Source organism: Vibrio sp. J502 (genome assembly GCF_025397955.1).
GTDB lineage: Bacteria > Pseudomonadota > Gammaproteobacteria > Enterobacterales > Vibrionaceae > Vibrio > Vibrio anguillarum.
This window is the reverse complement of record NZ_CP104554.1, coordinates 587,584-610,627: the sequence shown is the minus strand read 5'-3', so window position 1 is coordinate 610,627 and position 23,044 is coordinate 587,584. Positions and strand designations below refer to the sequence as shown.

General features: G+C 45.2%; 25 protein-coding genes. 3 read left to right on the top strand and 22 right to left on the bottom strand.

Annotated features, from left to right (window positions below; translation table 11 throughout):
• The first annotated feature begins 117 nt into the window (after positions 1–117).
• The 3 genes from sodB (at position 118) to N5E84_RS03040 (ending at position 2,188) form a co-directional block, all read left to right on the top strand.
• The gene (gene sodB, locus N5E84_RS03050; RefSeq protein ID WP_019281569.1) at positions 118–702 is read left to right on the top strand and encodes a superoxide dismutase [Fe]; all 585 of its coding nucleotides are present in this window, start codon (positions 118–120) and stop codon (positions 700–702) included.
• A gap of 122 nt (positions 703–824) precedes the next feature.
• Entirely contained in the window at positions 825–1,328 is a 504-nt protein-coding gene (locus N5E84_RS03045) for a VC2046/SO_2500 family protein (RefSeq protein ID WP_029388091.1), read from the top strand.
• A 233-nt stretch (positions 1,329–1,561) separates the two neighbouring features.
• Positions 1,562–2,188 (top strand): SDR family oxidoreductase, encoded by a 627-nt coding sequence (locus N5E84_RS03040; RefSeq protein ID WP_410001432.1) that lies wholly within the window; start codon positions 1,562–1,564, stop codon positions 2,186–2,188.
• A 33-nt stretch (positions 2,189–2,221) separates the two neighbouring features.
• Here the strand turns inward: N5E84_RS03040 and N5E84_RS03035 are convergent, their stop codons facing one another.
• The 22 genes from N5E84_RS03035 to flhA form a co-directional block, all read right to left on the bottom strand.
• On the bottom strand, positions 2,222–2,986 hold the full coding sequence (locus N5E84_RS03035) for a VacJ family lipoprotein (RefSeq protein ID WP_013856383.1): 765 nt from the start codon (positions 2,984–2,986) through the stop codon (positions 2,222–2,224).
• Between the two features lie 69 nt (positions 2,987–3,055).
• The gene (ccmI, locus tag N5E84_RS03030; protein WP_019281572.1) at positions 3,056–4,273 is read right to left on the bottom strand and encodes a c-type cytochrome biogenesis protein CcmI; all 1,218 of its coding nucleotides are present in this window, start codon (positions 4,271–4,273) and stop codon (positions 3,056–3,058) included.
• Positions 4,273–4,770: a cytochrome c-type biogenesis protein gene (locus N5E84_RS03025; protein WP_017042542.1), complete on the bottom strand. Its 498-nt coding sequence runs from the start codon at positions 4,768–4,770 to the stop codon at positions 4,273–4,275. Before N5E84_RS03025 ends, ccmI begins: the two co-directional genes overlap by 1 nt.
• Positions 4,770–5,321 (bottom strand): DsbE family thiol:disulfide interchange protein, encoded by a 552-nt coding sequence (locus tag N5E84_RS03020; protein WP_013856380.1) that lies wholly within the window; start codon positions 5,319–5,321, stop codon positions 4,770–4,772. The genes N5E84_RS03025 and N5E84_RS03020 overlap by 1 nt, the downstream gene beginning before the upstream one ends.
• Positions 5,322–7,277, bottom strand: coding sequence for a heme lyase CcmF/NrfE family subunit (locus tag N5E84_RS03015; RefSeq protein WP_013856379.1), 1,956 nt, complete (start codon positions 7,275–7,277; stop codon positions 5,322–5,324).
• On the bottom strand, positions 7,274–7,759 hold the full coding sequence (ccmE, locus tag N5E84_RS03010) for a cytochrome c maturation protein CcmE (RefSeq protein WP_013856378.1): 486 nt from the start codon (positions 7,757–7,759) through the stop codon (positions 7,274–7,276). The genes N5E84_RS03015 and ccmE overlap by 4 nt, the downstream gene beginning before the upstream one ends.
• On the bottom strand, positions 7,756–7,962 hold the full coding sequence (gene ccmD / locus N5E84_RS03005) for a heme exporter protein CcmD (protein ID WP_013856377.1): 207 nt from the start codon (positions 7,960–7,962) through the stop codon (positions 7,756–7,758). Before ccmD ends, ccmE begins: the two co-directional genes overlap by 4 nt.
• 2 nt (positions 7,963–7,964) lie before the next feature.
• The gene (locus N5E84_RS03000; protein ID WP_019281573.1) at positions 7,965–8,717 is read right to left on the bottom strand and encodes a heme ABC transporter permease; all 753 of its coding nucleotides are present in this window, start codon (positions 8,715–8,717) and stop codon (positions 7,965–7,967) included.
• A 111-nt stretch (positions 8,718–8,828) separates the two neighbouring features.
• Entirely contained in the window at positions 8,829–9,497 is a 669-nt protein-coding gene (ccmB, locus tag N5E84_RS02995) for a heme exporter protein CcmB (protein WP_013856375.1), read from the bottom strand.
• The gene (ccmA, locus tag N5E84_RS02990) at positions 9,494–10,117 is read right to left on the bottom strand and encodes a cytochrome c biogenesis heme-transporting ATPase CcmA (protein ID WP_026027245.1); all 624 of its coding nucleotides are present in this window, start codon (positions 10,115–10,117) and stop codon (positions 9,494–9,496) included. Before ccmA ends, ccmB begins: the two co-directional genes overlap by 4 nt.
• Positions 10,118–10,328: 211 nt before the next feature.
• A complete protein-coding gene (locus N5E84_RS02985) occupies positions 10,329–10,829 on the bottom strand; it encodes a DUF2802 domain-containing protein (RefSeq protein WP_202598892.1) in 501 nt (166 codons plus the stop codon).
• A complete protein-coding gene (locus N5E84_RS02980; protein WP_013856372.1) occupies positions 10,829–11,323 on the bottom strand; it encodes a chemotaxis protein CheW in 495 nt (164 codons plus the stop codon). The genes N5E84_RS02985 and N5E84_RS02980 overlap by 1 nt, the downstream gene beginning before the upstream one ends.
• A gap of 40 nt (positions 11,324–11,363) precedes the next feature.
• Positions 11,364–12,353: a chemotaxis protein CheW gene (locus tag N5E84_RS02975; RefSeq protein WP_017048525.1), complete on the bottom strand. Its 990-nt coding sequence runs from the start codon at positions 12,351–12,353 to the stop codon at positions 11,364–11,366.
• Positions 12,343–13,119, bottom strand: a complete 777-nt coding sequence (locus N5E84_RS02970) for a ParA family protein (protein ID WP_026027244.1) — start codon at positions 13,117–13,119, stop codon at positions 12,343–12,345. The genes N5E84_RS02975 and N5E84_RS02970 overlap by 11 nt, the downstream gene beginning before the upstream one ends.
• A 10-nt stretch (positions 13,120–13,129) precedes the next feature.
• A complete protein-coding gene (locus N5E84_RS02965) occupies positions 13,130–14,245 on the bottom strand; it encodes a chemotaxis response regulator protein-glutamate methylesterase (RefSeq protein ID WP_017045237.1) in 1,116 nt (371 codons plus the stop codon).
• 25 nt (positions 14,246–14,270) lie between these two features.
• Positions 14,271–16,565 carry a chemotaxis protein CheA gene (locus N5E84_RS02960; protein ID WP_019281574.1) on the bottom strand — a complete coding sequence of 765 codons (2,295 nt, stop codon included), beginning with the start codon at positions 16,563–16,565 and terminating at the stop codon, positions 14,271–14,273.
• Positions 16,566–16,574: 9 nt separating this feature from the next.
• Positions 16,575–17,291, bottom strand: coding sequence for a protein phosphatase CheZ (locus tag N5E84_RS02955; protein ID WP_017045236.1), 717 nt, complete (start codon positions 17,289–17,291; stop codon positions 16,575–16,577).
• A 57-nt stretch (positions 17,292–17,348) separates the two neighbouring features.
• Positions 17,349–17,717, bottom strand: coding sequence for a chemotaxis response regulator CheY (gene cheY / locus N5E84_RS02950; protein ID WP_033197405.1), 369 nt, complete (start codon positions 17,715–17,717; stop codon positions 17,349–17,351).
• A gap of 44 nt (positions 17,718–17,761) precedes the next feature.
• Complete coding sequence (locus N5E84_RS02945) at positions 17,762–18,496, bottom strand: RNA polymerase sigma factor FliA (RefSeq protein ID WP_010318887.1); 735 nt, start codon at positions 18,494–18,496, stop codon at positions 17,762–17,764.
• Complete coding sequence (locus tag N5E84_RS02940; protein ID WP_010318888.1) at positions 18,489–19,376, bottom strand: MinD/ParA family protein; 888 nt, start codon at positions 19,374–19,376, stop codon at positions 18,489–18,491. Before N5E84_RS02940 ends, N5E84_RS02945 begins: the two co-directional genes overlap by 8 nt.
• A gap of 13 nt (positions 19,377–19,389) precedes the next feature.
• Entirely contained in the window at positions 19,390–20,877 is a 1,488-nt protein-coding gene (gene flhF, locus N5E84_RS02935; protein ID WP_019281575.1) for a flagellar biosynthesis protein FlhF, read from the bottom strand.
• A 52-nt stretch (positions 20,878–20,929) separates the two neighbouring features.
• The gene (flhA, locus tag N5E84_RS02930; RefSeq protein WP_013856364.1) at positions 20,930–23,023 is read right to left on the bottom strand and encodes a flagellar biosynthesis protein FlhA; all 2,094 of its coding nucleotides are present in this window, start codon (positions 23,021–23,023) and stop codon (positions 20,930–20,932) included.
• Positions 23,024–23,044 lie beyond the last annotated feature (21 nt).

The window sequence follows — 23,044 nt, the reverse complement described above, 5'->3', positions numbered from 1 at the left end:
ATAAAGTAAAAACTTGCTAAAATACCTCCAAGTCAGTCGTATCGACGAATATCATTATAATATCTGGAAGCTACTGAAAGAGACTTTCACTCTTTCTACACAACGGAGAATCGAGCAATGTCATTCGAATTACCAGCTTTGCCTTACGCTAAAGACGCTCTAGAACCACACATTTCAGCCGAAACACTAGATTTCCACCACGGTAAGCACCACAACACTTACGTTGTGAAGCTTAACGGCCTTATCCCTGACACTGAATTTGAAGGTAAATCTCTCGAAGAGATCATCAAGACTTCAACTGGTGGCGTATTTAATAACGCCGCTCAAATTTGGAACCACACCTTCTATTGGCACTGCCTTGCACCAAATGCAGGTGGCGAACCAACAGGTGCCGTTGCAGACGCAATCAACGCCGCATTTGGTTCTTTTGAAGCTTTTAAAGCAAAATTCACTGACTCAGCGATCAATAACTTTGGTTCATCTTGGACTTGGTTGGTGAAAAATGCGGATGGTTCTTTAGAGATCATCAACACTTCAAATGCAGCCACACCACTGACTCACGAAGGTGTGACTCCGCTACTGACGGTTGATCTGTGGGAACACGCTTACTACATCGATTACCGTAACCTACGCCCTGACTACATGAATGGTTTCTGGGCACTGGTTAACTGGGCATTCGTTACAGAAAACCTAGCAAAATAACCTTTTCCCCTTGGATTGGTATTTAGTCATATGAAAAGCCTGCTTTGTCGCAGGCTTTTTTGTTATTTTATCTAAAGTTATCTGCTTTCTCGCCGCTAAAAGTGCATCGGTTGGAGAGGCAAATGCAAGTACATACATTAGATAAAGCCAGTATTATAAACGAGCTTCAATTTGGCTCGGGGCTAAGCCATGCTGTCCAGCAAGGACGCCGTGCGGACTTTGCACTCATACTGTCGATGTTTTCTAACGATGTACGCGACAACACTCCTGTTGAACGTATTGAAAACCCACCCACTAGCGATGAATTGTTACGTAAGCGATTTGAGCTTACGGAGCCTCAAGCACTGCGTTCCGACCAAAGCTCTTACGCTGTTTCAGCAAAACAGGCCGAGCTTTTCCATCACGGAGGACTCGCCAGTGCGAAACTCAGCCACTACTTGACTCCTGAAGTACTCGCCTATTTGCCTGAAGATACGCATGATTTACCCGAAGAGGTATATCTTAATCTGTCAGGACATGAGCGAAGGCATCTTGCCTCCCCCTCAAACGTTGAGCTCTTAGTTGCCGATCTGTCGGTTCAACTCACCGTTGCCCACCGGCGAGATCAGCTCCGCACTCAAGTTTGATGTCTTGTATGTAACACAAAACGACATTCTCTAGATCAGAATGTGAGTATGACCAAAAAAAACACATACCACGCTCGCTTAGGCTGAGTAATTTGATGTTATTCACACCCTACCCACAGTTAATCAACCATCCTATTGAGACTAAATCCCGCTACAACAATAAAACAAACAATAGGGTGAGGCACCCAATGGATATAAAAAGTGCAATAATATTAATCACTTCAGCAAGTTCGATGCTTGGTAGCACGCTGGCCGTTCATTTCGCACATTTAGGTGCAAAAATTATTTTGTGTGACCAAGACAAATTTGGATTAATGGAAACCTTTGCTCGTTGCAAAGCGATCTCTCAGGATGTTCATTATTACCACACACCAGATTACTCTTTAGAAACGATCCATCGGCTGTTCGATTTTATTGATCAAACCTATCATGGGGCACCGGATGTACTGGTCAATAATTGGCCAAATGCATCCCTCCCACCCTTGATAGGTGAACAACGAGCTGAAGTCTTTCTTCAGAAGCTCGCCATGATGGCCTCAACTTTATTCACTTTTGGTCAAGCAAGTGCTGAGCGAATGCGTATTAACAACAAACCAGGTGTGATTGTGAACGTCATTTCTCAAAATGATGAGTATGACCTAGCGGGAATTGAAAATGCGAATTCTATGGTTTCTGGTTTCACGCAGAGTTGGGCAAAAGAACTAACCCCTTTCAACATAAGGGTCGGAGGCGTAGTGCCTAGCGCAAAAGGTGATGTAGATGAGAAGCCCCATTGGGCTGATCTGCAAGATGAATTGATCCGCAATACGGAATACATCGTCGCTAACGAATACTTTAGCGGACGTGTGATGTCGGCCTAGCTAGCAGTACAAGGCCGACCTACATGGGTATGATTAAAACCCTTCTTCCAGATAATCGTCAAGATACTCTTCTTCCGATTCATCATACGTTTGGGTATCAATTTCTGCTTTAAAATCTTGGCGTTGTAAATAAACATCGCGAGTTAATGAATATGGATCTGGGGAGTTTTCCAACGTCACTTCTTGGGGAACGAGCCTTGCTCGGGTCTCCAATCCTTCCAGAGCCCATTTGCCTAGGCCAGCCCAGACATTGAGATAAGAAAGTGGTACATACAAGCCATCCACAACATCTGTGGTTTCTCGAATCGTGTAGGGCCCGTATCCAGGAATCATTAAATATGGACCATTACCAACACCATAATGGCCTACCGCATCACTAAACGCTTTTTCATTGTGTTTGGTGATGCCCGCTTCTGACGCAATATCAATCATCCCAAACAGGCCTAAGGTGCTATTAATCCAAAAGCGGTTAAAGTGGTCAACGGCTTTCGTACCATTACCCATCAATATGTTGTTGATAATGCTTGAAGGTTCATCAAGGTTTGACAGAACATTGGCGATCGTTTTTCTAATGGGGTGTGGAATGTAATCCACGTAGGCAATCGCAACAGGGCGAACCAAGTATGGATCGATATAATCGTAGTTGATTGTCCACATTGATCGGTTAAAAACCTCAAAAGGATCGCCCGACTGCGTTTGATTTGATTCGGCTGACGTTGAATCCGGAGCGCTTGCACACCCTGCTAATACGAAAAGGAACAGCATAGGGCATATCAGTCGGGATAGGCGGCTTATCATTATTTATTTCCATGTATAAAGGCCGATGAGACATCGGCCTATCAATACGTTAATTGTATATAAGTGCTATTAATACTGCTTATTGATCACAACTTCAACAGGTTGACCGAGGCTCATGGGAGCACTTTCACCAAACCAATCACCTTGTTTGGTTGAAACATTGCCATCCGTATCCAAGCGTACTCGAACAATAAGCTGTGCAAGGTCGGATAACTTCCGACCCTGAACCATGCTATTGCTATCATCTAACACAACCTTAATAGGGAATTGAGTCAGTGGATAACGCGCTGCGGCAACAGGCATAGGTGCACCATCAGAACTGTGCACAGAGACTATGAGTACTGCATTTTGTTCAAGAGTCACACCATCACCGAGTGAGATGGTGACAGGAACCATTTTCCCATCGATAGCTTTAGGCTGCATTTTGCTTTGTGCTCTTTCAATACTGCGCGAAAGCATCTCATAACGGCTATCTTCAGGGCCAATCATCTGCTGCATTAATCGCCAATACTTCATCGCCGCTGGGTAATCCTGGCGTTCAAACGCATCAAACGCAAGTAGTGAAAACACGCGTAGATCAACATAATCTTGTTGTACTAATGCCGTTAAAATTTCACGTGCTTGATTTTGGTCAAGCTCATCTTGTGACAACATTAATGCTTGCGCATAGCCCAACTTCACATCTGCATCTTTTGGATCTAACGCATACGCTTTCTTCATTGAGCCAATCGATGTTTCTATATCTCTGTTAGCAAGTCCAATACGTCCAAGCAGCAACCACCCGGTCGCATCTTGAGGCTGATAATGCAGACGAGTGCGCAGCGCCAGTGTGAGATCATTCATCTCATCATCACTTAAGGCGGCACCTTCTGGTGACATCATTTTTTTTGAGAGTGCAGGTAAGTTAGCGTTCACTTGCTGCCACTGCTCTACTTGACTAGCCGCGCCAAATTTTAGGTAAAAGCCATAGCTAAAGATGACGACCAATAAAATCGAGGGGATCAAAACAACCATCGGTGACACATGTGAAGAATTTCCTTGCACCGATTGCGCAGGAATATCATCCAATAGCGACTGTTTCAGATCAGCAATCAGCTCTTGTTCGCTGTCAACCAACCCTTCTTGCGTCTCTTCGTGTAACTCTACAAGGCGGTTTTTAAAGATCGCTTTGTTCAATTCATCACGCAGCGCTGCATCGTTGTTCGCTCTGTTTTTGAGGATCGGCAGTGCAATGAAGACACAACCAAAGAAGGTCAGAATGAGGGTAGATAACCAAAAAAACGTCATTATTGTTTGTCTCCATGCTTCTCATCATCAACCGCGTCTTCGGCGAGCAACTGATTTAATCGCTCTTCCTTTTCGGCATCCCAAACTTCACCATTTTGAGCGGTTGATGCTTTACGACGTTTGCTGCGTAATACAATAAAACCAAAACCCAGAAACACCACACTCAAAGGACCTAGCCATAAGATGGAAGTCGCCAAAGTCAACGGTGGGTTATAGGTCACAAAGTTGCCGTAACGTGCAATCATGTAGTCAACAATGTCTTGTTCAGACTTACCTTGTTTGGTCATTTCATAGACTTTATTACGTAAGTCCTGTGCTAATGCAGCATTTGAGTCGGCAATAGTATTGTTTTGACACTTTGGACAACGCAATGTATTGCTCAACTCTTTGAATTGCTGCTCTTGCTGTGGATTATCAAACTCGTACACTTCAATTGCAGATTGCACAGAAAATACCAAAGCAAAGCTAGCAATGATCGATAATATAAAACGCTTCATTACTTCGCTTCCTCTAGAAGTTTCTGATACATAGGTTGCAAAGTTGTTTGCCAATTGGTTGGATTAACATCCCCCACATGGCGGTAACGAATAACGCCGTTGGCATCAATGAGAAAGGTTTCCGGCGCACCGTAAACGCCGAGATCTAACCCTAGCATACCATTACCATCGAACAGGCTGATCAAGTAAGGATTACCTAGCTCATTTAACCATTGAACCGCTTTATCTCGTTGATCTTTATAATTTAAGCCTATAATTTTTACACCATCACCCGCCAACCGATTGAGATATTGATGTTCGGCATAGCAGGTCGGGCACCAAGTTGCCCAGACGTTCAGCAGCAAAGGCTCCCCTTTAAATATCGCTTGGTCATACAGCTTGCCGGGTTCGGCTAAATCTTCCAAACGAAATTCAGGCACAGACTTACCAATCAGAACCGACTCCAATTTTGTGGGATCATCACCTTCGGTATTTTTGACCAACTGAGTAACAAAGACGGCAACTAGACCAAGAAAAGCCACCAATGGAATAAATAGAATTTTCTTGTTCATCTACGCCTCCTGTTGGGAGCTTTTTCTAAAGCGGTAGCGTTTGTCACTGATGGCTAACGCACCACCTAATGACATCAATAAAGCACCAGCCCAGATCCAACGTACAAATGGTTTGTAATAAATTCGGATCGCCCATGAACGACCATCTTCTAATCGCTCACCCATTGCAATGTACAAATCGCGAGTGATGCCACGATCGATGGCCGCTTCAGTCATCATTGACTTGGCAGTACGATAAAAGCGTTTTTCCGCATGGAGTGTATTCACGTATTGCCCATCCTGCGTAATTTCAAAATCGGCAATATAACCATCATAGTTCGGGCCATCTTTATCTCTTAACCCTTTGAAATAAAAGTTATATTGTTGGATTTCAAAAGATTCCCCAGGTGCTAGACGAACATCACGCTCGATACTGTAGTTTTGCACCATCGCAATACCAATCACAGTAACGGCAAGACCAACATGGCCTAACATCATGGCCCAGTGGCTACGTTGTAGTTTAGTCACCCCTATCATAAAGCTATGACGATGTGTCGCACGTTGGTGCAACTCGACAACGTGTAGCAAGATGATCCAAAACGCCATGACCCAGCCGATAAATGCCATCAAGCTAAAGCGTTCAGCTAGCAGGTACACCATAACCGCCGAAAAAATCAACGCCATCAGGCCACAAATCAACATCGGTTTCAAAAGCTTGGAAAAATTATCGCGCTTCCAACGGATCAGTGGACCGATCCCCAACAAAAATGCAAATGGCACCATTAGCCATGCAAACAGCATGTTGAAGAAAGGCGCTCCTATTGATACGGAACCAAGGCCAATCTGCTTGTGGATTAAAGGTAACAAGGTGCCAACCAACACCACCACCAATGCAGCGATTAATAATATGTTGTTGGAGAGCAGCGCATTTTCACGCGAGATCAATTCAGCATTGCCACGGACGCGCACTGCCGCACCTTTAACGGCAAACAATAGCAGTGAGCCACCGATGACAAACACCAAAAACCCAAGGATAAACAGGCCACGAGCGGGATCGGATGCAAATGCGTGTACCGAAACCAAAATACCAGATCGCACTAAGAATGTGCCCAGTAAACTGAGCGAAAATGCTGAAATTGCCAGTAACACTGTCCAAGCTTTGAATGTGCCACGTTTTTCTGTCACAGCAAGTGAGTGCATCAATGCCGTTCCCGCAAGCCATGGCATAAACGACGCGTTTTCTACTGGATCCCAGAACCACCAGCCACCCCAGCCAAGTTCGTAGTAAGCCCACCACGAACCTAGCGCGATACCTAATGTCAAAAATAACCACGCCGCAGTTGTCCAAGGACGAGACCAACGGGCCCATGCAGTATCCAAACGCCCAGTCATCAAAGAGGCTATCGCAAATGAGAATGCGACTGAAAAACCAACATATCCCATATATAACATGGGTGGGTGAATGATTAGCCCAGGATCTTGTAGCAGCGGGTTTAAGTCACGACCATCAATTGGGAAATAGGGTAAGGTGCGTAAAAATGGATTCGAAGTCACGATGACAAACAGCAAGAATCCAACGCTGATCAGCCCCATAACAGATAAGACTCGCGCCACAGATTCTTGAGGCATACCACGGCTAAAGGTAGCAACCGCCACAGTCCATCCCGCTTGAATTAAAACCCACAGCAATAATGAACCTTCATGCGCCCCCCACACCGCTGTTAGACGGTAATACCAGGGTAATTGACTATTCGAATTACTCGCCACGTATTGTACCGTGAAGTCATTGACATAAAATGCCCACAGCAAAATGCTAAATGAGACCAATAGCAATGAAAACATTCCCCATGCTAATGGCCGCGCAGTATTCATCAGCATGGTATTGTTTTTAGAAGCACCAACAAGTGGAAGTAAGCTGAGTAATATGGCAAGCCCAAGTGAAACAATAAGGGCAAAATGTCCTATTTCAACAATCATTGAGCACTTCCTTGTTTTTGTTCCGAGCTATAGGTTAACGGCTCATGCGTTTTCTTCATTGCTTCAGCAATTTCCGGTGGCATATAGTTTTCATCATGCTTGGCTAGCACTTCAAACGCTTCTACTGTGGTGGCATCTTTCAATACGCCTTGCGCAACAATACCCTGACCTTCTCTAAACAAGTCGGGTAAGATGCCTTCATATTCGACCGTCACATTTGGACCAACATCGTGGAGCTGAAATCTTACTTTTAGTGAACCCGGATCTCTTTTCACAGAGCCCACCACCACCATGCCGCCAATGCGTAGTCGTTGACCCACTTCTGGCTTTGTCCCATCAGGTTTACCGTGTACAAGCTCGGTCGGCGTATAGAAAAGGTCCATATTTTGATTGAGTGCATACAACATCAAACCAATGGTGGCACCAGCCCCAATAATCAATGCCAAAATAATGGTGAGTCTTTTTTTACGTCTTGGGGTCATAAGGTGTTCTCCATATGCTTTGCAGCATCAATTCTGGCTTGGCGTTCAACCTTTGCTTGCACATCTTGCAACAAGGTTTTGCCACGCTTGATGCTGAGCATCAGTAAAATAAACATGGATAAAAAGGTAATGCCAAATGCACTCCATACATAGGCGGAGTAACCACCCATCGCCAAGAAATCACTCAAAGAGTCAAAATGCATGATCAGTTACCTTTCTGTGTTTGAAGGGTTGCCAATTCGATAACCCAAGGGCGATGGCTCTCTTTACTGATAATTTCATTGCGTAAGCGGACCATAGTGACCGCAGCAAAAAAGAAAGCAAAACCAAAAATATTGAGCAGCAGTGGCCACAACATGTCACTGGATATGGAAGGCTTTTCAAATTTAGTAATCGTGGCACCTTGATGCAGGGTATTCCACCACTCAACGGAGAAATGAATGATAGGTAGATTGATCACACCAACGATGGCCAGCAGACCTGCGGCTTTTGCGGCTGTTTTTTGATCATCGAAAGCGTGGTAAAGCGCAATCACTCCCAAATAGAGAAACAGTAAAATGAGCTCAGACGTCAGACGAGCATCCCATACCCACCAAGTTCCCCACATCGGTTTACCCCAAATGGCTCCAGTAATTAACGCAATAAACGTAAATACCGCACCGATGGGCGCCATTGCAGCAGCGGCCATGTCTGACAGTTTTAATTGCCAAACTAGACCAATGAAAGCCGCAATCGCCATCGACATATAAATGCCCATTGACCAAATGGCGGAAGGGACATGAATGTAAATAATTCTGAAGCTGTCGCCTTGTTGATAGTCTGCCGGAGCATAAGCTAAACCAAGGATATTACCGACTACCAGGCATAAGATAGCGAGCCCTGCAAACCAAGGCAGGAACTTTCCACATAGCCGATAGGCGGATTCAGGCTTTGCATAGGGATGGAGCCGTTTCCACATTGTATTGTCTCACTCTTACTTCATTGCTTCTGAGCATGTGTCTGCTCAGTTTATTGTGTTGTTGATACGCAACGCTCAAATGCATTGCTGAAAATATCGTTCGTACTTAATTTAGTTAACGCTGACTCTCAATGCTGCGCTAATAGCAAATGGAGTTAATGTTATCGCGCCCATAAACATTGCCCCCAAAACAGCCAATTGACCGTTGTAGAGCATGCCAAGCGATGCTGCATCAATAGCTGATGTAGCGAAGATTAAAATCGGGATATACAAGGGTAAGACCAGTAGGCTCAGCAACACGCCACCTTTTTGCAAGCCTACGGTCAATGCAACACCAATAGCACCGATAAAACTCAACGTTGGCGTGCCAATGAACAAAGTCAATACAACTGCAAGCCACGTATTAAAATCTAATGACAATAATACGGCTAACAATGGGCTAATTAAAATTAAAGGCAGTCCAGTCAATAACCAATGAGCCACGACTTTTGAAATAACGACTATGGGTAATGGCACTGGGATCAGCATCATTTGTTCAAGTGACCCGTCTTGAAAATCATCGCGAAACAGACGCTCAAGTGATAGTAGCGCCGACAGTAACGCCGCAACCCAAACAATACCTGCAGCGATACGGGCGAGCAAAGCAGGCTCTGGGCCGATACTCAGCGGGAATAGGGTGATCACTATGATAAAAAACCACAGTGGATTAAAAATATCGGCTTGACGTCGAAAGGCGATCAATAATTCACGACGGATGATCATCCCCATGGTCACGATCATGACTCATGCCCCAATTTAATTTTTCGCAATTGCGGATAGTTAGCAAACATATCTTGGTGTGTGGTCAATACAACAATGCCACCTTGTTGCGCATGCGCTAGAAATAAGGCTTCCAACACTTTGACACCTTGCTTATCAATCGCAGTTAACGGTTCATCTAAAATCCACAACTTTTGTTGACTGAGCCACAAACGAGCCAGCGCAACTCGGCGCTGTTGTCCGGCAGAAAGCTGGCCTGCAGCCACGTCTTCTCGGCCAGCTAAACCCACTTTAGCCAAGGCTTGATATATCTCTTGAGAAGACGATTCTGCATTATGCACTGATTGATAAAAATGAAGATTCTCGAATGCCGTCAAATCGCGCTTAACCCCAGTTTGATGACCAAGAAACAGTAAATCTTGGTGGTAATCATCACGATTAGACTCAATATTCATGCCATTCCACAAAATAGAACCATCCTCTCTATCACCTAACCCGGTAATAATTCGTAGTAAGGTCGTTTTACCTGTGCCGTTCCGTCCTTCAATCTGCACCAATTCGCCAGCATGAATCACAAAGCTAAGTGCTTCAAACAGAACTCTTTCATCACGAATTGCGGTCAGGTTATTTACTTCAAGCATGTGCATCTAAATCGAGAAATTTGAGCCGCTATATTAGCACACCACACCTAAGACAAAACATAATAAGACTATTACCAGTCACGAAACTAGGTAAGAAACTGTTAATTTTTAATTATTTTCTGTCTCATTTACTACTTTATGGCTACATTTAACCACATTCAAAACTAGAGAGGGAAGCCATTGGCTTCCCTCTCTAGTTTCGCTCTTTCGACTATTTTTTTGCAGGTCGCCTCGTACTTTGCACCGGCTCGCGACCTTCCGGGTGACTACTCAGTGGCGGGATGCTTTCATGTCCTGCAATTTTCTTCTGCAAGGACATCATCAACTCAGCTTCAGCTTTAGGTAGCTCACACTCTTTAATAAGCTCATTGATGTCAGCACCGAGTTGGACCATTTTTGTCGCTCGGCTGTATAAACGCCCATCCGTATCAACATGTTCCAATTCAGTAATTCGCTCGTTTAAATGCTGGATGAGATCCTGCTGATCCGTCACTTTTTGGCCAAGACCAATAGCAACTGAGCGTATTTCCAACAGCTGTCTATTCGCCTTTTGCAACTCCTTATCTAACGATCGGGCTTGTTGTCTTTGGTGATCAATCTGTTGGGCAAGTCCCTGACGTACACGAAGTAACACCAGCAACAAAAATACAACAACAAAAACCGCGCTCCCTATAAGAATAACAGGAGCACTGAACAACATAGCTTCGCTCATTATAGGTGGACCATCTCGTCCCACTCGTCTTCAGTTAGCAGTTTATTCAGGTCAACAAGGATCAATAGCTTACCGTCACGGTTGCTCACGCCTTGGATAAACTTAGCGCTCTCATCGGTACCAACACTTGGTGTAGTATCGATTTCAGAAGAACGTAGGTAAACTACTTCCGCAACGCTATCGACTAAAATACCAATCACTTGGCGCTCAGATTCAATCACAATAATGCGTGTATTATCCGTGATTTCACCTTGCATTAAGCCAAAACGAGATCGTGTATCAATGACGGTCACAACATTACCACGTAGGTTAATGATGCCAAGAACATAATCAGGAGCACCTGGTACCGGTGCAATTTCTGTATAGCGGAGTACTTCACGTACCTGCATTACATTAATTCCGTATGTTTCTTCTTCTAGTTGGAACGTCACCCACTGAAGCACTTCGTCGTTAGACTTGTCTTTTCTTACTTCTACTTCGTTAGTCTGAGACATACCTTTTCCTCTCTAAGTCGATTCCGACATCAATGTATTATTATTTCTCTAGTGCTTTTACATCAAGCCCTGCATTAAGCATAGCTATCAATGCTTCAACATGGATCAAAGCACACATTTTTTCTTTTACCATTCCAGCAAGCCACGGCCTTTTGCCTGCCTGTTCTCGCCAGCGGACCTTCTCTGAGCTTAGCAATTCTGTACCCATAAGCTGAGTACTTGCTAACCCCCACATACTGTCACCAAGCATGACGATGTATTGATAACCTTCTTTGTAGCTATCATCATGGAGCTTTTCTGCCATTACCCATTTTGCCGTATCGACAACATCTAGCTGATTGTCTTTATTCGTTTGCAGTCCAAGGTACCAAGCAGGTCGACCGATTAAATGATTGAGCGTTGCCATACGGTGGATCCCCCCAAGTTCATCAAGAGGCACCGCAAACGTCACGCCATTCACTTCAAAATAGAGCACTTGAAAATCTCGTGTTCTCGCAGTGCTTTGCCATGTACCAATTCCAGAGTAGCCCGCTTGCGTTTCAAGTTCGACTTCAGCCGTCGGTTGCTCAACCACTTCCACGTCAACAGCAAATTCTTCAACAGTGTCTGCCGCAGTCAGAATTTCAACTTCAGGTTCTGTTTCCAAAGTATCGGCGGGAATATCCCATTCTTGGATCTCTTCAACAATTTCAGCCACTGGTTGAGTTTTTAAAGCGATCTGAACGGTGTTTTGCTCCATGATCTCTTCCAGCTCTAACTCTGCCACTGGATTACTTGATTCTAGCTGGCTTAATAAGCGCTGCACATCATCTAAATTCGGCAGCTCAAACTCAACCACTTCAGCATGGTAATAACTTTTTTCCGGTACAGATTGCACCGATGTCGAAAGCGCTAACTCAGGTTCAGCAAGGGACAATTCTTTTTGCTCTTCCGCTTTCAGCTCAAGTTCAATCGCTTCTTCATCTAGTAACGCTGTAAAGTAGTCATCGAGTGCTTGTTCACTGGATAAAAATGGCCCACTACTCATCAATAGCTAGCCTCTCTAAATAAATCAGCAACTGTTTATAAGCAAAAACACCACGGCTACCTTCAGCAAAATGAGAAGCAGGCAAGCGCTTTAAACTCGCATCACGAAACTTGGTGTCTATAGGTACAGCAGAGCTCCAAACTTGCTCTGGGTAATCTTTTTTAAGTTGATTCAGCGTTTGCAAAGAAGCCCGGGTTCGCTTGTCGTACATAGTCGGTACGATAGTCACTTTAAACGATCGACTACGAGATTTTTGCATGATGGCTAAGGTGCGAATCATCCTTTCGAGCCCTTTCATAGCCAGAAACTCAGTCTGCACTGGAATTAAGATACGATCGCTGGCGGCCAATGCATTAACCATCATTACCCCTAAAATTGGAGGACAGTCGATCAATACGTAGTCATAATTATGGCGCAATGCAAGAAGCGCACGTTTCAAAATCAGCCCCATTCCACTGCGGTTGCCCATGACTCTATCTAAAGTGGCTAGAGACATATGGGCAGGGATGAGATCAATGCCTTCAACATCGGTTTTTAGGATAAGAGGGGTAACGCTTTGCTCTGTTAACTCACGTTGCTGAAATAGGTCAAACAGGCTGACGGGCACGCCATCAGAATCATAACCTAAGTATGTAGTAAGCGAGGCGTGAGGGTCAGTATCGACCAACAGCACTCTTTTGCCTTGCTGACTTAGCAAACCGGCAAGCGTAATCGTTGTGGTTGTTTTACCCACACCGCCTTTTTGGTTTGCAATACTCCATACAATCATTGAACTTCCTTTATGCGAGGCCAACTTCAACTAACATTCGTTCTGATATACGCTCTAACGGTAAATCTTCAGACGAGATCCCCGCTTTTGCGACAGCTTGCGGCATGCCATACACCACGCAACTTTCTTCATCCTGAGCCCAAATGGTTGCCCCTGCGGCTTGTAACATTCGAGCCCCTTCACGACCATCGGCTCCCATACCAGTCAATATCATTGATAGCACTTTATCTGCATAGATCTTCGCCGCAGAACCGAATGTTATATCAACACACGGCTTATAGTTCATACGTTCGCCACCATCGATAATGCGCAATTTAGCACTACCCGGACGGCCCTCAATCATCATCTGTTTACCACCCGGAGCCAAATAGGCAACACCTGGGCGCAATGCATCACCATCTTCTGCTTCTTTCACTTCAATTTTACACAGTGAGTTGAGCCGGTTTGCAAATGCAGCAGTGAAGGTGGCAGGCATGTGTTGAATGAGTACGATCGGATGCGGATAATTCGCAGGTAACTTCGTCAATATTTTTTGTAACGCAACCGGGCCCCCTGTAGAGGTACCGATAGCAGTCAACTGATATTTTTTACCTGTAGCTTTAAAGCGAGCCAATGTGCCCATTGATTTCGGCGCAGGGGAACTCGCCGTTGTAGCCGCTGTTCTATTGGCAAACGGCGATGATGTGCTCGGCACTGGGCGTGAAACCAAAGGTCTTCTCAGCATCCCTTTTTTCGACGCGATTTGAATAACCCGTTGTTGTAATAAAGCGACAGCCTCATCACGGTTACGGGCAATATCTTCAAATTTTTTCGGTAAGAAATCTAACGCTCCAGCATCTAAAGCATCTAGCGTTGCTTTGGCACCATCATGAGTCAGCGATGAGAACATCAAGATCGGGATCGGGTTCGCAGCCATAATTTCACGGACAGCAGTAATGCCATCCATAACTGGCATCTCAATATCCATTGTGATGACATCAGGCTTTAAGATTCTCGCTTTTTCTACGGCTTCTTTACCGTTAGTTGCAACATCAATCACTTCTAGACGGGTGTCAGAGTTAATAATTTCACTCACACGCCGTCTAAAAAAGCTCGAATCATCAACGACTAATACTCTAATCGCCATGGGTGTCCTTATATTGTGTGCTCATTTAAATGCGGGAAGCAGCAGCATACTGCTTAAGCAAATCTGGCACATCTAGTATTAGTGCAATATGTCCATCGCTGGTAATCGTTGCCCCAGCCATACCCGGTGTTTTTTGAAGAAGCTTATCTAGTGGTTTGATTACCACTTCTTCTTGGCCAATTAAGGTATCAACCACAAAACCAACTCGCTGGCTACCAATCTGAACAATAACAACATGTCCATGACCTTTACGCAGTTCTATTTTACCCGCTTTAGGTGCTAGCCAATTCTGTAAGTAGAAGAGTGGTATCGATTTTTTACGTACTATGATGGTCAATTGTCCATCAACGACGTTCGTCCGGCTAAGATCAAGATGGAAGATTTCATTCACGCTCGCAAGCGGTAGAGCAAATGGATGCCCTGCGACCCCAACCATCAATGTCGGTAAGATAGCGAGTGTTAGCGGCACTTTGATCGTAATCTTAGTCCCTTTGCCCATCTCAGAATCGATGTCAATTGAACCATTGAGTGTATTGATGGCTGTTTTTACAACATCCATCCCAACACCACGACCAGAAATGTCTGAAATTTGCTCTTTACTGGAGAATCCCGCCATAAAGATTAAGTTAAAACACTCTTTATTGGAGAGACGCGACGCCGCATCTTCATCCATCATGCCTCGTTTAACCGCAATACTACGCAGCTTATCTGGGTCCATACCGCCGCCGTCATCGACGATAGCTAGCTCAATATGATCACCTTCTTGCGAAGCTGAGAGTATGATTTTACCCGTGCTTGGCTTTCCAGATTTGCTACGCACATCAGGCATTTCAATGCCGTGGTCAACTGAGTTACGCACTAAGTGGATCAATGGGTCTGCAAGCGCTTCGACCAAGTTTTTATCAAGGTCTGTTTCTTCACCGCGCATTTCAAGCACGATGTCTTTTTTCAGGGTACGTGCAAGGTCTCGAACCACGCGAGGGAAACGACCGAACACTTTCTTAATCGGTTGCATGCGCGTTTTCATGACAGCGCCTTGCAAATCCGCAGTAACTACATCAAGGTTAGCCACCGCTTTTGCCATCTCTTCGTCGTTGCTATTAAGCCCTAAACTCAGCAAGCGGTTACGCACTAGCACCAATTCGCCAATCATGTTCATAATGATGTCGAGCGTTGATGTATCAACACGGACTGTTGTTTCCGGCTGAGTTTGCGCTTTTTTAGCCACAGCAGGTGCTGATACTTCTTTTTTCTCAGCCACTGCAACCGGAGCTTTCGCCGGGGAAGAGGCGGCTGGAGCCGTTACTTTAGGCTGAGGAGCAGGTGTAGGTTTCGCCGCTTCAGCTTTCGGTTTTGCGGTCTCTGTTGGTTTTATAGGCTCTGCTGGCTTCACATTTTCAGAAGCAGGTCTGGTTGCCATTTCCAACTCTTCTGGCAATGGCCCTTTTCCTGAGCCATGCAGTTCGTCAAGAAGCTTTTCAAACTCCTCGTCCGTCATCAAATCATCGCCACCACCAGCAGAAGCTTTAGGTGCCGCTGTTGATTTAGGCGGAGTAGTTGGTTTCGCTGTAACCTCAGGAGCGGGTTCAACGGTTGGAGCTTTGCCTACGCCGTGCAGTTCATCAAGCAGCTTTTCAAATTCGTCATCCGTAATGTCACCACTAGCAGCCACTGATGCACTTGGGGCTTTAGGCGCTGGGGCCGCCGGTGCGGCATTTTCAGAATGAGCATTAGGCGCGGTGCCCTTGCCATGTAATTCGTCTAACAGTTTTTCAAATTCATCTTGCGTGATTTCATCGATAGAATTTGACGCGACAGCCTTTGAGGCCACTGGTTGAATGACTTCCGGTTCAGGCGCTTCGATAGCGGCCTCTTCCTCGACTTCAACTTCAGCAATAACAGGCTCCACTTCGTCAATTTCATCTTCAGAAGCAGGACGACACAATTTATGAAGTTCATCGAGTAGAGCGGGATCTGCAGGCTCTAAGGGTTCTTGATCTTGAACAGCGCGAAACTGTGCGTTAACGGTGTCTAAAGCTCGTAACATCGTATCCATCAAGCTCGATGTTACACTTCTTTGGCCATTGCGTAAGATATCAAATACGTTCTCGGCACCGTGGCACGTCTCAACCAGCTCGGTGAGGGCAAGAAACCCGGCCCCACCTTTAACGGTATGGAAACCGCGGAAAATCGCATTTAATAACTCCCTGTCTTCGGGGTTGTTCTCAAGTTCAACCAATTGCTCTGAGAGCAATTCGAGAATTTCACCTGCTTCAACCAAAAAGTCCTGAAGAATGTCGTCGTCTAATTCGTAGCTCATACGTTACCCCTAAAAACCAAGACTCGATAACAAATCATCGACTTCGTCTTGAGATGAAACCGCATCGGCTCTTTCATGAGGGTTCAAAATAGGACCTTCAGGTTCGATAGATGGGTTCTTCTTGTCTGTTTTTTGTTCTATTTGGTTAGCCCCAAAGGCAGTGAGAATCTCAACTAGGCGTTTCTCAACTTCATTAACCAGCGTAATAACACGCCGAATTATTTGGCCAGTGAGATCTTGAAAGTCTTGAGCCATCAATATCTCAGTTAGCTGACCTCGCAATTCGCTGCTGTTGCCTTCAACTTGTGATAGTAGATCATCAATACGATGACAAAGTGCTTTAAACTCAATGAGATCAATACGCCCATGCATCAACTCATTCCATTGTGGACGCACTTTTAACAAACCTTCGTGAAGGCTGTCAGCGATCGGCATACATCGATCCACTGCATCCATTGTTTTATTCGCAGCTACTTCCGTTTTATCAATTACATATTGAAGACGATCCCTTGCATCTGGAATTTCGTCATTTGCAATCTCAGCCATCCGTTCATCAAGGTTGAACTGTTTGAGCGATTCATGCAGTTCCCTTGTCAAAGTGCCTATTTCTTGCAGCATTGGATTGCTTGCTTTGTCGTAGGTCTCTTTAAAGAGTTGATTCGCCTGATCTTGCTGTCCATTTTCCAGTAGCTGAACGAGTTCTTTTGCTTGTTCTAATGAAATCATCGATTAGCCTTTTCGCGCATAAATGAATAGAGCACCTTTTGTCTGTGACCACACGCTTTATAAACGCTCGAAAATTTTATCCAGTTTTTCTTTAAGCGTAGCAGCAGTAAAAGGTTTTACGATATAACCATTCACACCTGCTTGAGCAGCCTCGATGATTTGTTCGCGTTTTGCTTCTGCGGTGATCATCAGAACAGGCAGATGCTTAAGTTCTGCGTCTGCTCGGATATTTTTCAACAAATCGATGCCTTGCATGCCCGGCATATTCCAGTCTGTAACCACAAACTCAAAATCACCTTTCTTTAGCATAGGCAACGCTGTCAGGCCATCATCTGCTTCTTGGGTATTATTGAAGCCCAAATCACGAAGTAGATTCTTAACAATACGGCGCATTGTTGAAAAGTCGTCAACAATAAGGATCTTCATGTTTTTATTCAAAATTGCCTCCACTGAGCTCGAAATCAGTGATATTAGTCATTTTGCGTCCAAGAACTTAACTTCGTTCTTAGTCGCTGCATAGATTGGCTTAGTATCTGGCTAACGCGGGATTCGCTAACACCTAGAACTTCACCAATTTCTTTTAAGTTTAGCTCTTCATCATAATAGAGCGAAAGTACCAAAGCTTCACGTTCTGGAAGTGATTTTATTGATTCAACCAATGCTTTACGAAACGATTCATCGGCGACTCCCTTAAATGGCGAGTTGTCTTCATCGTCATCCAGAGGAGAAATTGCATCATCAGAAATACCTAAATCTTCGATTCCGACAATCCGTGAGCAATTAATGTCAGTTAATACAGTATGGTACTGATCCAGCGACATGCCTAAATACTTCGCAACTTCTGTATCAGTTGGGTTTCGGTTTAGCTCACCTTCTAGAACTGAAATTGCATGGGTTATCTCTCGGTTGTGTTTATGAACCGAGCGTGGAACCCAATCACCACGCCGAATATCGTCGAGCATAGCTCCACGAATTCGAATTCCTGCGTAGGTTTCAAAGCTTGCACCTTTACTCCCATCATAATTTTTTTGTGCTTCAAGTAGGCCTATCATACCGGCTTGTATTAGATCTTCGACTAATACGTTTGGTGGCAGGCGACCTGCTAAATGGTGTGCAATACGCTTAACCAATACAGAGTATTTTTCTAAAAATGCTTGTTGGCTCTTTAGGTTTCCGTGTTGGTCATAAGTAAGCGCTTTATTCACCGAATGGTTCCCCTACACTTTCTGTTCTATTTAGCAAACGCTCGACAAAAAATTCCAGATGGCCTGTCGGCGTTCTTGGAATTGGCCACGTTAACGCTTTACTTGCCAACGAGCTGATTGCCAGTGCCGCAGGTGACCGTGGAAACGCATCGACCACTATTTTTTGTTTTTTTACTGCTTGTCGCACTTTATCATCCAAAGGTATGCAAGCAACAAGTTCAAGGCTCACATTTAGGAATCTTTCTGTCACTAAAGTTAATTTAGCAAATAATTCCCGTCCTTCACGATAACTTCTCACCATATTGGCCACAATTTTAAAACGTTGCACTTGGTGTTCACGACTTAAGAGCTTGATCAGCGCGTAGGCGTCGGTGATGGATGTCGGTTCGTCACATACCACGATCACTACATCTTGTGCGGCGCGACAGAAGCTCACGACCATATCAGAAATACCTGCGGCTGTATCGATGAGCAGAATATCCATCTCATCTTCTAAACTGCCAAAGGCGCGTATTAAACCAACATGTTGGGCGTGTGACAACTCTGTCATCGATTGTGTGCCCGAGGTCGCTGGAATTATTCGTATCCCAAAAGGCCCCTCGACGATGGCATCTTTGAGTTCACACTCGCCAGCCAGTACATGCCCTAAGTTTCGCTTCGGGCGTATGCCAAGCATCACATCCACGTTAGCTAAACCTAAGTCTGCATCCAACACCATGACTTTTTTGCCTTGACGAGCCATGCAGATCGCCATGCCGAGTGTCACGTGAGATTTACCCACACCACCTTTACCACCAGTCACAGATATGACTTTGGTCAGTGACGGTTGAGTTAAGCGGCGTAAACCGCTCGCTTGGTCATATATCATATTATTCGCCATATTTGTCCGCCGCCTAGAATCTCTCGGAGTCGCTGCTCCAATAGTGAGGTTCATTCTCTGTCGACTTCTCTAGCAATTCGTTTGCCTTTGCAACCATGTACTTCGGCTGGGCAATCACAATATCTTCTGGTACACGCTGGCCATTCGCGATGTAAGCAACGGGCAGTGCGTTTTGAACCACGACACTCACAAATTCCCCTAAGCTCAATGATTCATCAAGCTTAGTCATAATGCACCCTGAAAGAGGGATCCTTCTAAAGTGCTCGATTGTTTCTTGTAATACTTTTCTTTGTGCCGTTGCAGGCAGAACAAGGTAACTGTGGATGATTTCGCCACTCTCTTGCATCAGGGTATCGAGCTGCTCTGATAACCGAACATCACGCTGCCCCATCCCCGCGGTATCAACTAAAATTAAACGCCGATTTCTTAGCTGATATATTACATCGGCTAACTCACTGGAATCTTTAGCAACTCTTACTGGACAACCCATGATTCGGCCATAAATAGAGAGCTGTTCATGAGCACCGATACGGTAGGTATCTGTGGTGACTAGAGCGACGTTATCAGCGCCATACTCCATAGCGGCGCGAGCGGCTAGTTTAGCAATGGTGGTGGTTTTACCAACCCCTGTTGGGCCTAATAGCGCAACCACACCACCACGTTTCAGAATATCTTGTTTGGAAACAGGGACTTGATCAGCCACTAAGCCAAGCAGTGCCTTCCAAGCTTTAGTTGGAGCAGTATCTTCTGGGATATAGCACGCAAGCTGGTCAGCCAGTTCTTGTGAAACCCCCATGCGCTCAAGTCTTTTAATGAGCATGGCACGCAAAGGTTCTCGACGCTCAACTTCTTGCCACATTAATCCTGAAACTTGATGTTCTAACAGGCGGCGTATTGAGGTCATCTCTTCACGCATGTTTTCCAGCTCTGGGTTCGAAACACTCGCCTCTTGCGTTGGGTAACGATCATAACGCGACGGATCTAGCTTCGGCGTTTGACGGGTGGACGCTCTTCTATCCTCTGCAATTAACTTCGCTAATGGCGAATCGGCTCGTAACTCTGCATTACCGTGTCCTGAGTTGGTGTTAGATGAACCTGATTGACGTTGCAATAATGCAGAGAGCGAATCTTCATTTTCGGCGTGATAGTCCGAATCTGAGCCACTTGGTGTGCTGTACTGCTTTAACATATTTGCAAAACGTTTGGTCATTGAACGCCCAGTATCTGCGCTGTTTTGCAGGCTGACTCGATCATCATCCAACTCACGAGAGGATTTGTTCAAAGACGGGGTGACTTGGGTGTAACCTTGTTGTCTAGGCTGCGAATTATAGCGCTTGGCACTGTTTTGCTGGGTGGGCTGTTCACCATCCACAGCGGCAACGATTTCCACACCACCCGCGACTTTTTTATTCGACATGATCACCGCTTCCGCACCAAGCTCTTCTTTCACTTGCAGCAGCGCTGTTCGCATATCTTTGGCAAAAAATCGTTTTATTTTCAAAGCAGATATCCGTGTTAAATGGCTAAAGCCCGATTAGGTAACAACAGTTTCGTTAGTTCCCAACGGCTTGAACAATCCGAATTTGTTTCTCGTCAGGTATTTCTTGATAAGAGAGCACACGCAAATTAGGTATCGTGTTTTTCACAAACTTCGCCAAAGTTGAACGAAGCACACCAGACGTGAGTAACACGGCAGGCTCACCTTTCAATTCTTGTTCTTGCGTTGCATGGCTCAGTGCAGCTTGTAGACGCTCTGCTAAGCCTGGCTCAATACCTGCCGATTCTCCTCCTGACGCCTGCATGGTTTGATGCAATATTTGTTCCAGCTCAGGAATCAGTGTTATCACTGGTAGTTCAGGTTCTATACCATTGATTTCTTGGACGATTAAACGCTTCAATGAGATTCGAACGGCCGCCGTTAGGATGTCAGGTTCTTGACTCCGCCCAGAATACTCCGCCAAGGTTTGTATTATGGTTCGAATATCTCGGATTGGAATCGCTTCATTGAGTAGGTTTTGTAGTACCTTAACGACTGTACCCAAAGGCAGTTGATCTGGAACGAAGTTTTCAACTAGCCTTGGCGCTGAGCGACCCAGCATTTCAATTAAGTTTTGAACCTCTTCATGACCAATCAGTTGCGAGGCGTTATTAGTGAGAAGCTGACTCAAATGAGTGGCGAGTACGGTCGATGAGTCCACAACTGTGTAACCGAGAGCTTGTGCGTGTTCACGTTGTTCTTCACGGATCCAAACCGCTTCAAGGCCGAATGCAGGGTCAAGTGTGCGTTCACCGTCAATAACACCATAGACTTGACCAGGGTTAATCGCCAGTTCTTGATCTGGGCGGATCTCCGCTTCGCCAACAGCTACCCCCATTAAGGTAATGCGATAACTATTGGGTGTTAATTCTAAATTGTCACGAATATGCACTGCGGGGATGAGAAAGCCAAAGTCTTGCGACAGTTTTTTCCGAACACCTTTTACGCGTTCGAGCAGCTCTCCACCTTGATCTCGGTCCACCAGCGGTATCAATCGATAGCCCACTTCTAAGCCAATCACATCAACAGGTTGAACATCATCCCAAGAGAGCTCTTTTTGAGTGGGTGCTTCGTTGTCCACTTTTGCAGGCAGTTTCTTTTCATCGGCGGTTTTTTTCTGTTTGCGTATCATCCAATACGCGCAACCACCCGCTAACGCGGCTAGCAGTAAAAAAGCAAAGTGAGGCATACCCGGTACAATGCCCATGATGCCGAGAATACAAGCGGTAATCATCAATGCTTTAGGGTTGTCAAACAGTTGGAAGACGACTTGCTCTCCCATATCTTCATCGGTATTTTGACGGGTAACCATCATGGCAGCGCCAATCGAAAGCAGCAATGAGGGGATCTGAGCCACTAAGCCGTCACCAATGGTCAGCAGTGTGTAGATTTGGATCGCTTCTTTAAAACCCAACCCATATTGCGCCATACCAATCGATAAGCCGCCAATAATGTTGATGAACAAAATTAATATCCCAGCAATCGCATCACCTTTAACAAATTTTGACGCACCGTCCATTGAACCGTAGAAATCCGCTTCTTTGGTTACTTCAAAGCGTCTCAGCCGCGCTTGGTCTTGATCGATTAAGCCCGCATTTAAGTCCGCATCTATGGCCATTTGCTTACCCGGCAAGGCATCTAGGGTAAAGCGAGCACTCACCTCAGAAATACGTCCCGCACCTTTGGTTACTACCATGAAGTTGATGATCATCAAGATCAAAAACACCACTAAACCGACGGCGTAGTTACCACCGATCACCACACTACCAAACGCTTCAATGACGTTACCAGCCGCCCCAGGGCCTTCATGACCATACAATAAAACCACACGGGTTGAAGCGACGTTCAAGGCTAGTCGAAGTAAGGTTGCAATAAGCAAAACCGTAGGAAAAGCAGCAAAATCAAGCGGTCTACGGGTATAGACAGTAACGAGTAACACCACCATCGATAAGGCAATGTTAAAAGTGAAAAACAGATCCAATAGGAAGGCTGGGATCGGTAAAACGACCATAGCCAACGTGGCCAATACCATAACCGGCGCACCGATTGCTGGCATACTTCGCTGCGGTATTGATGGCAATTTATCTGCAAATGGGAGAGTAAATTTCATAGGTTAGCAAGCAATCTGTTG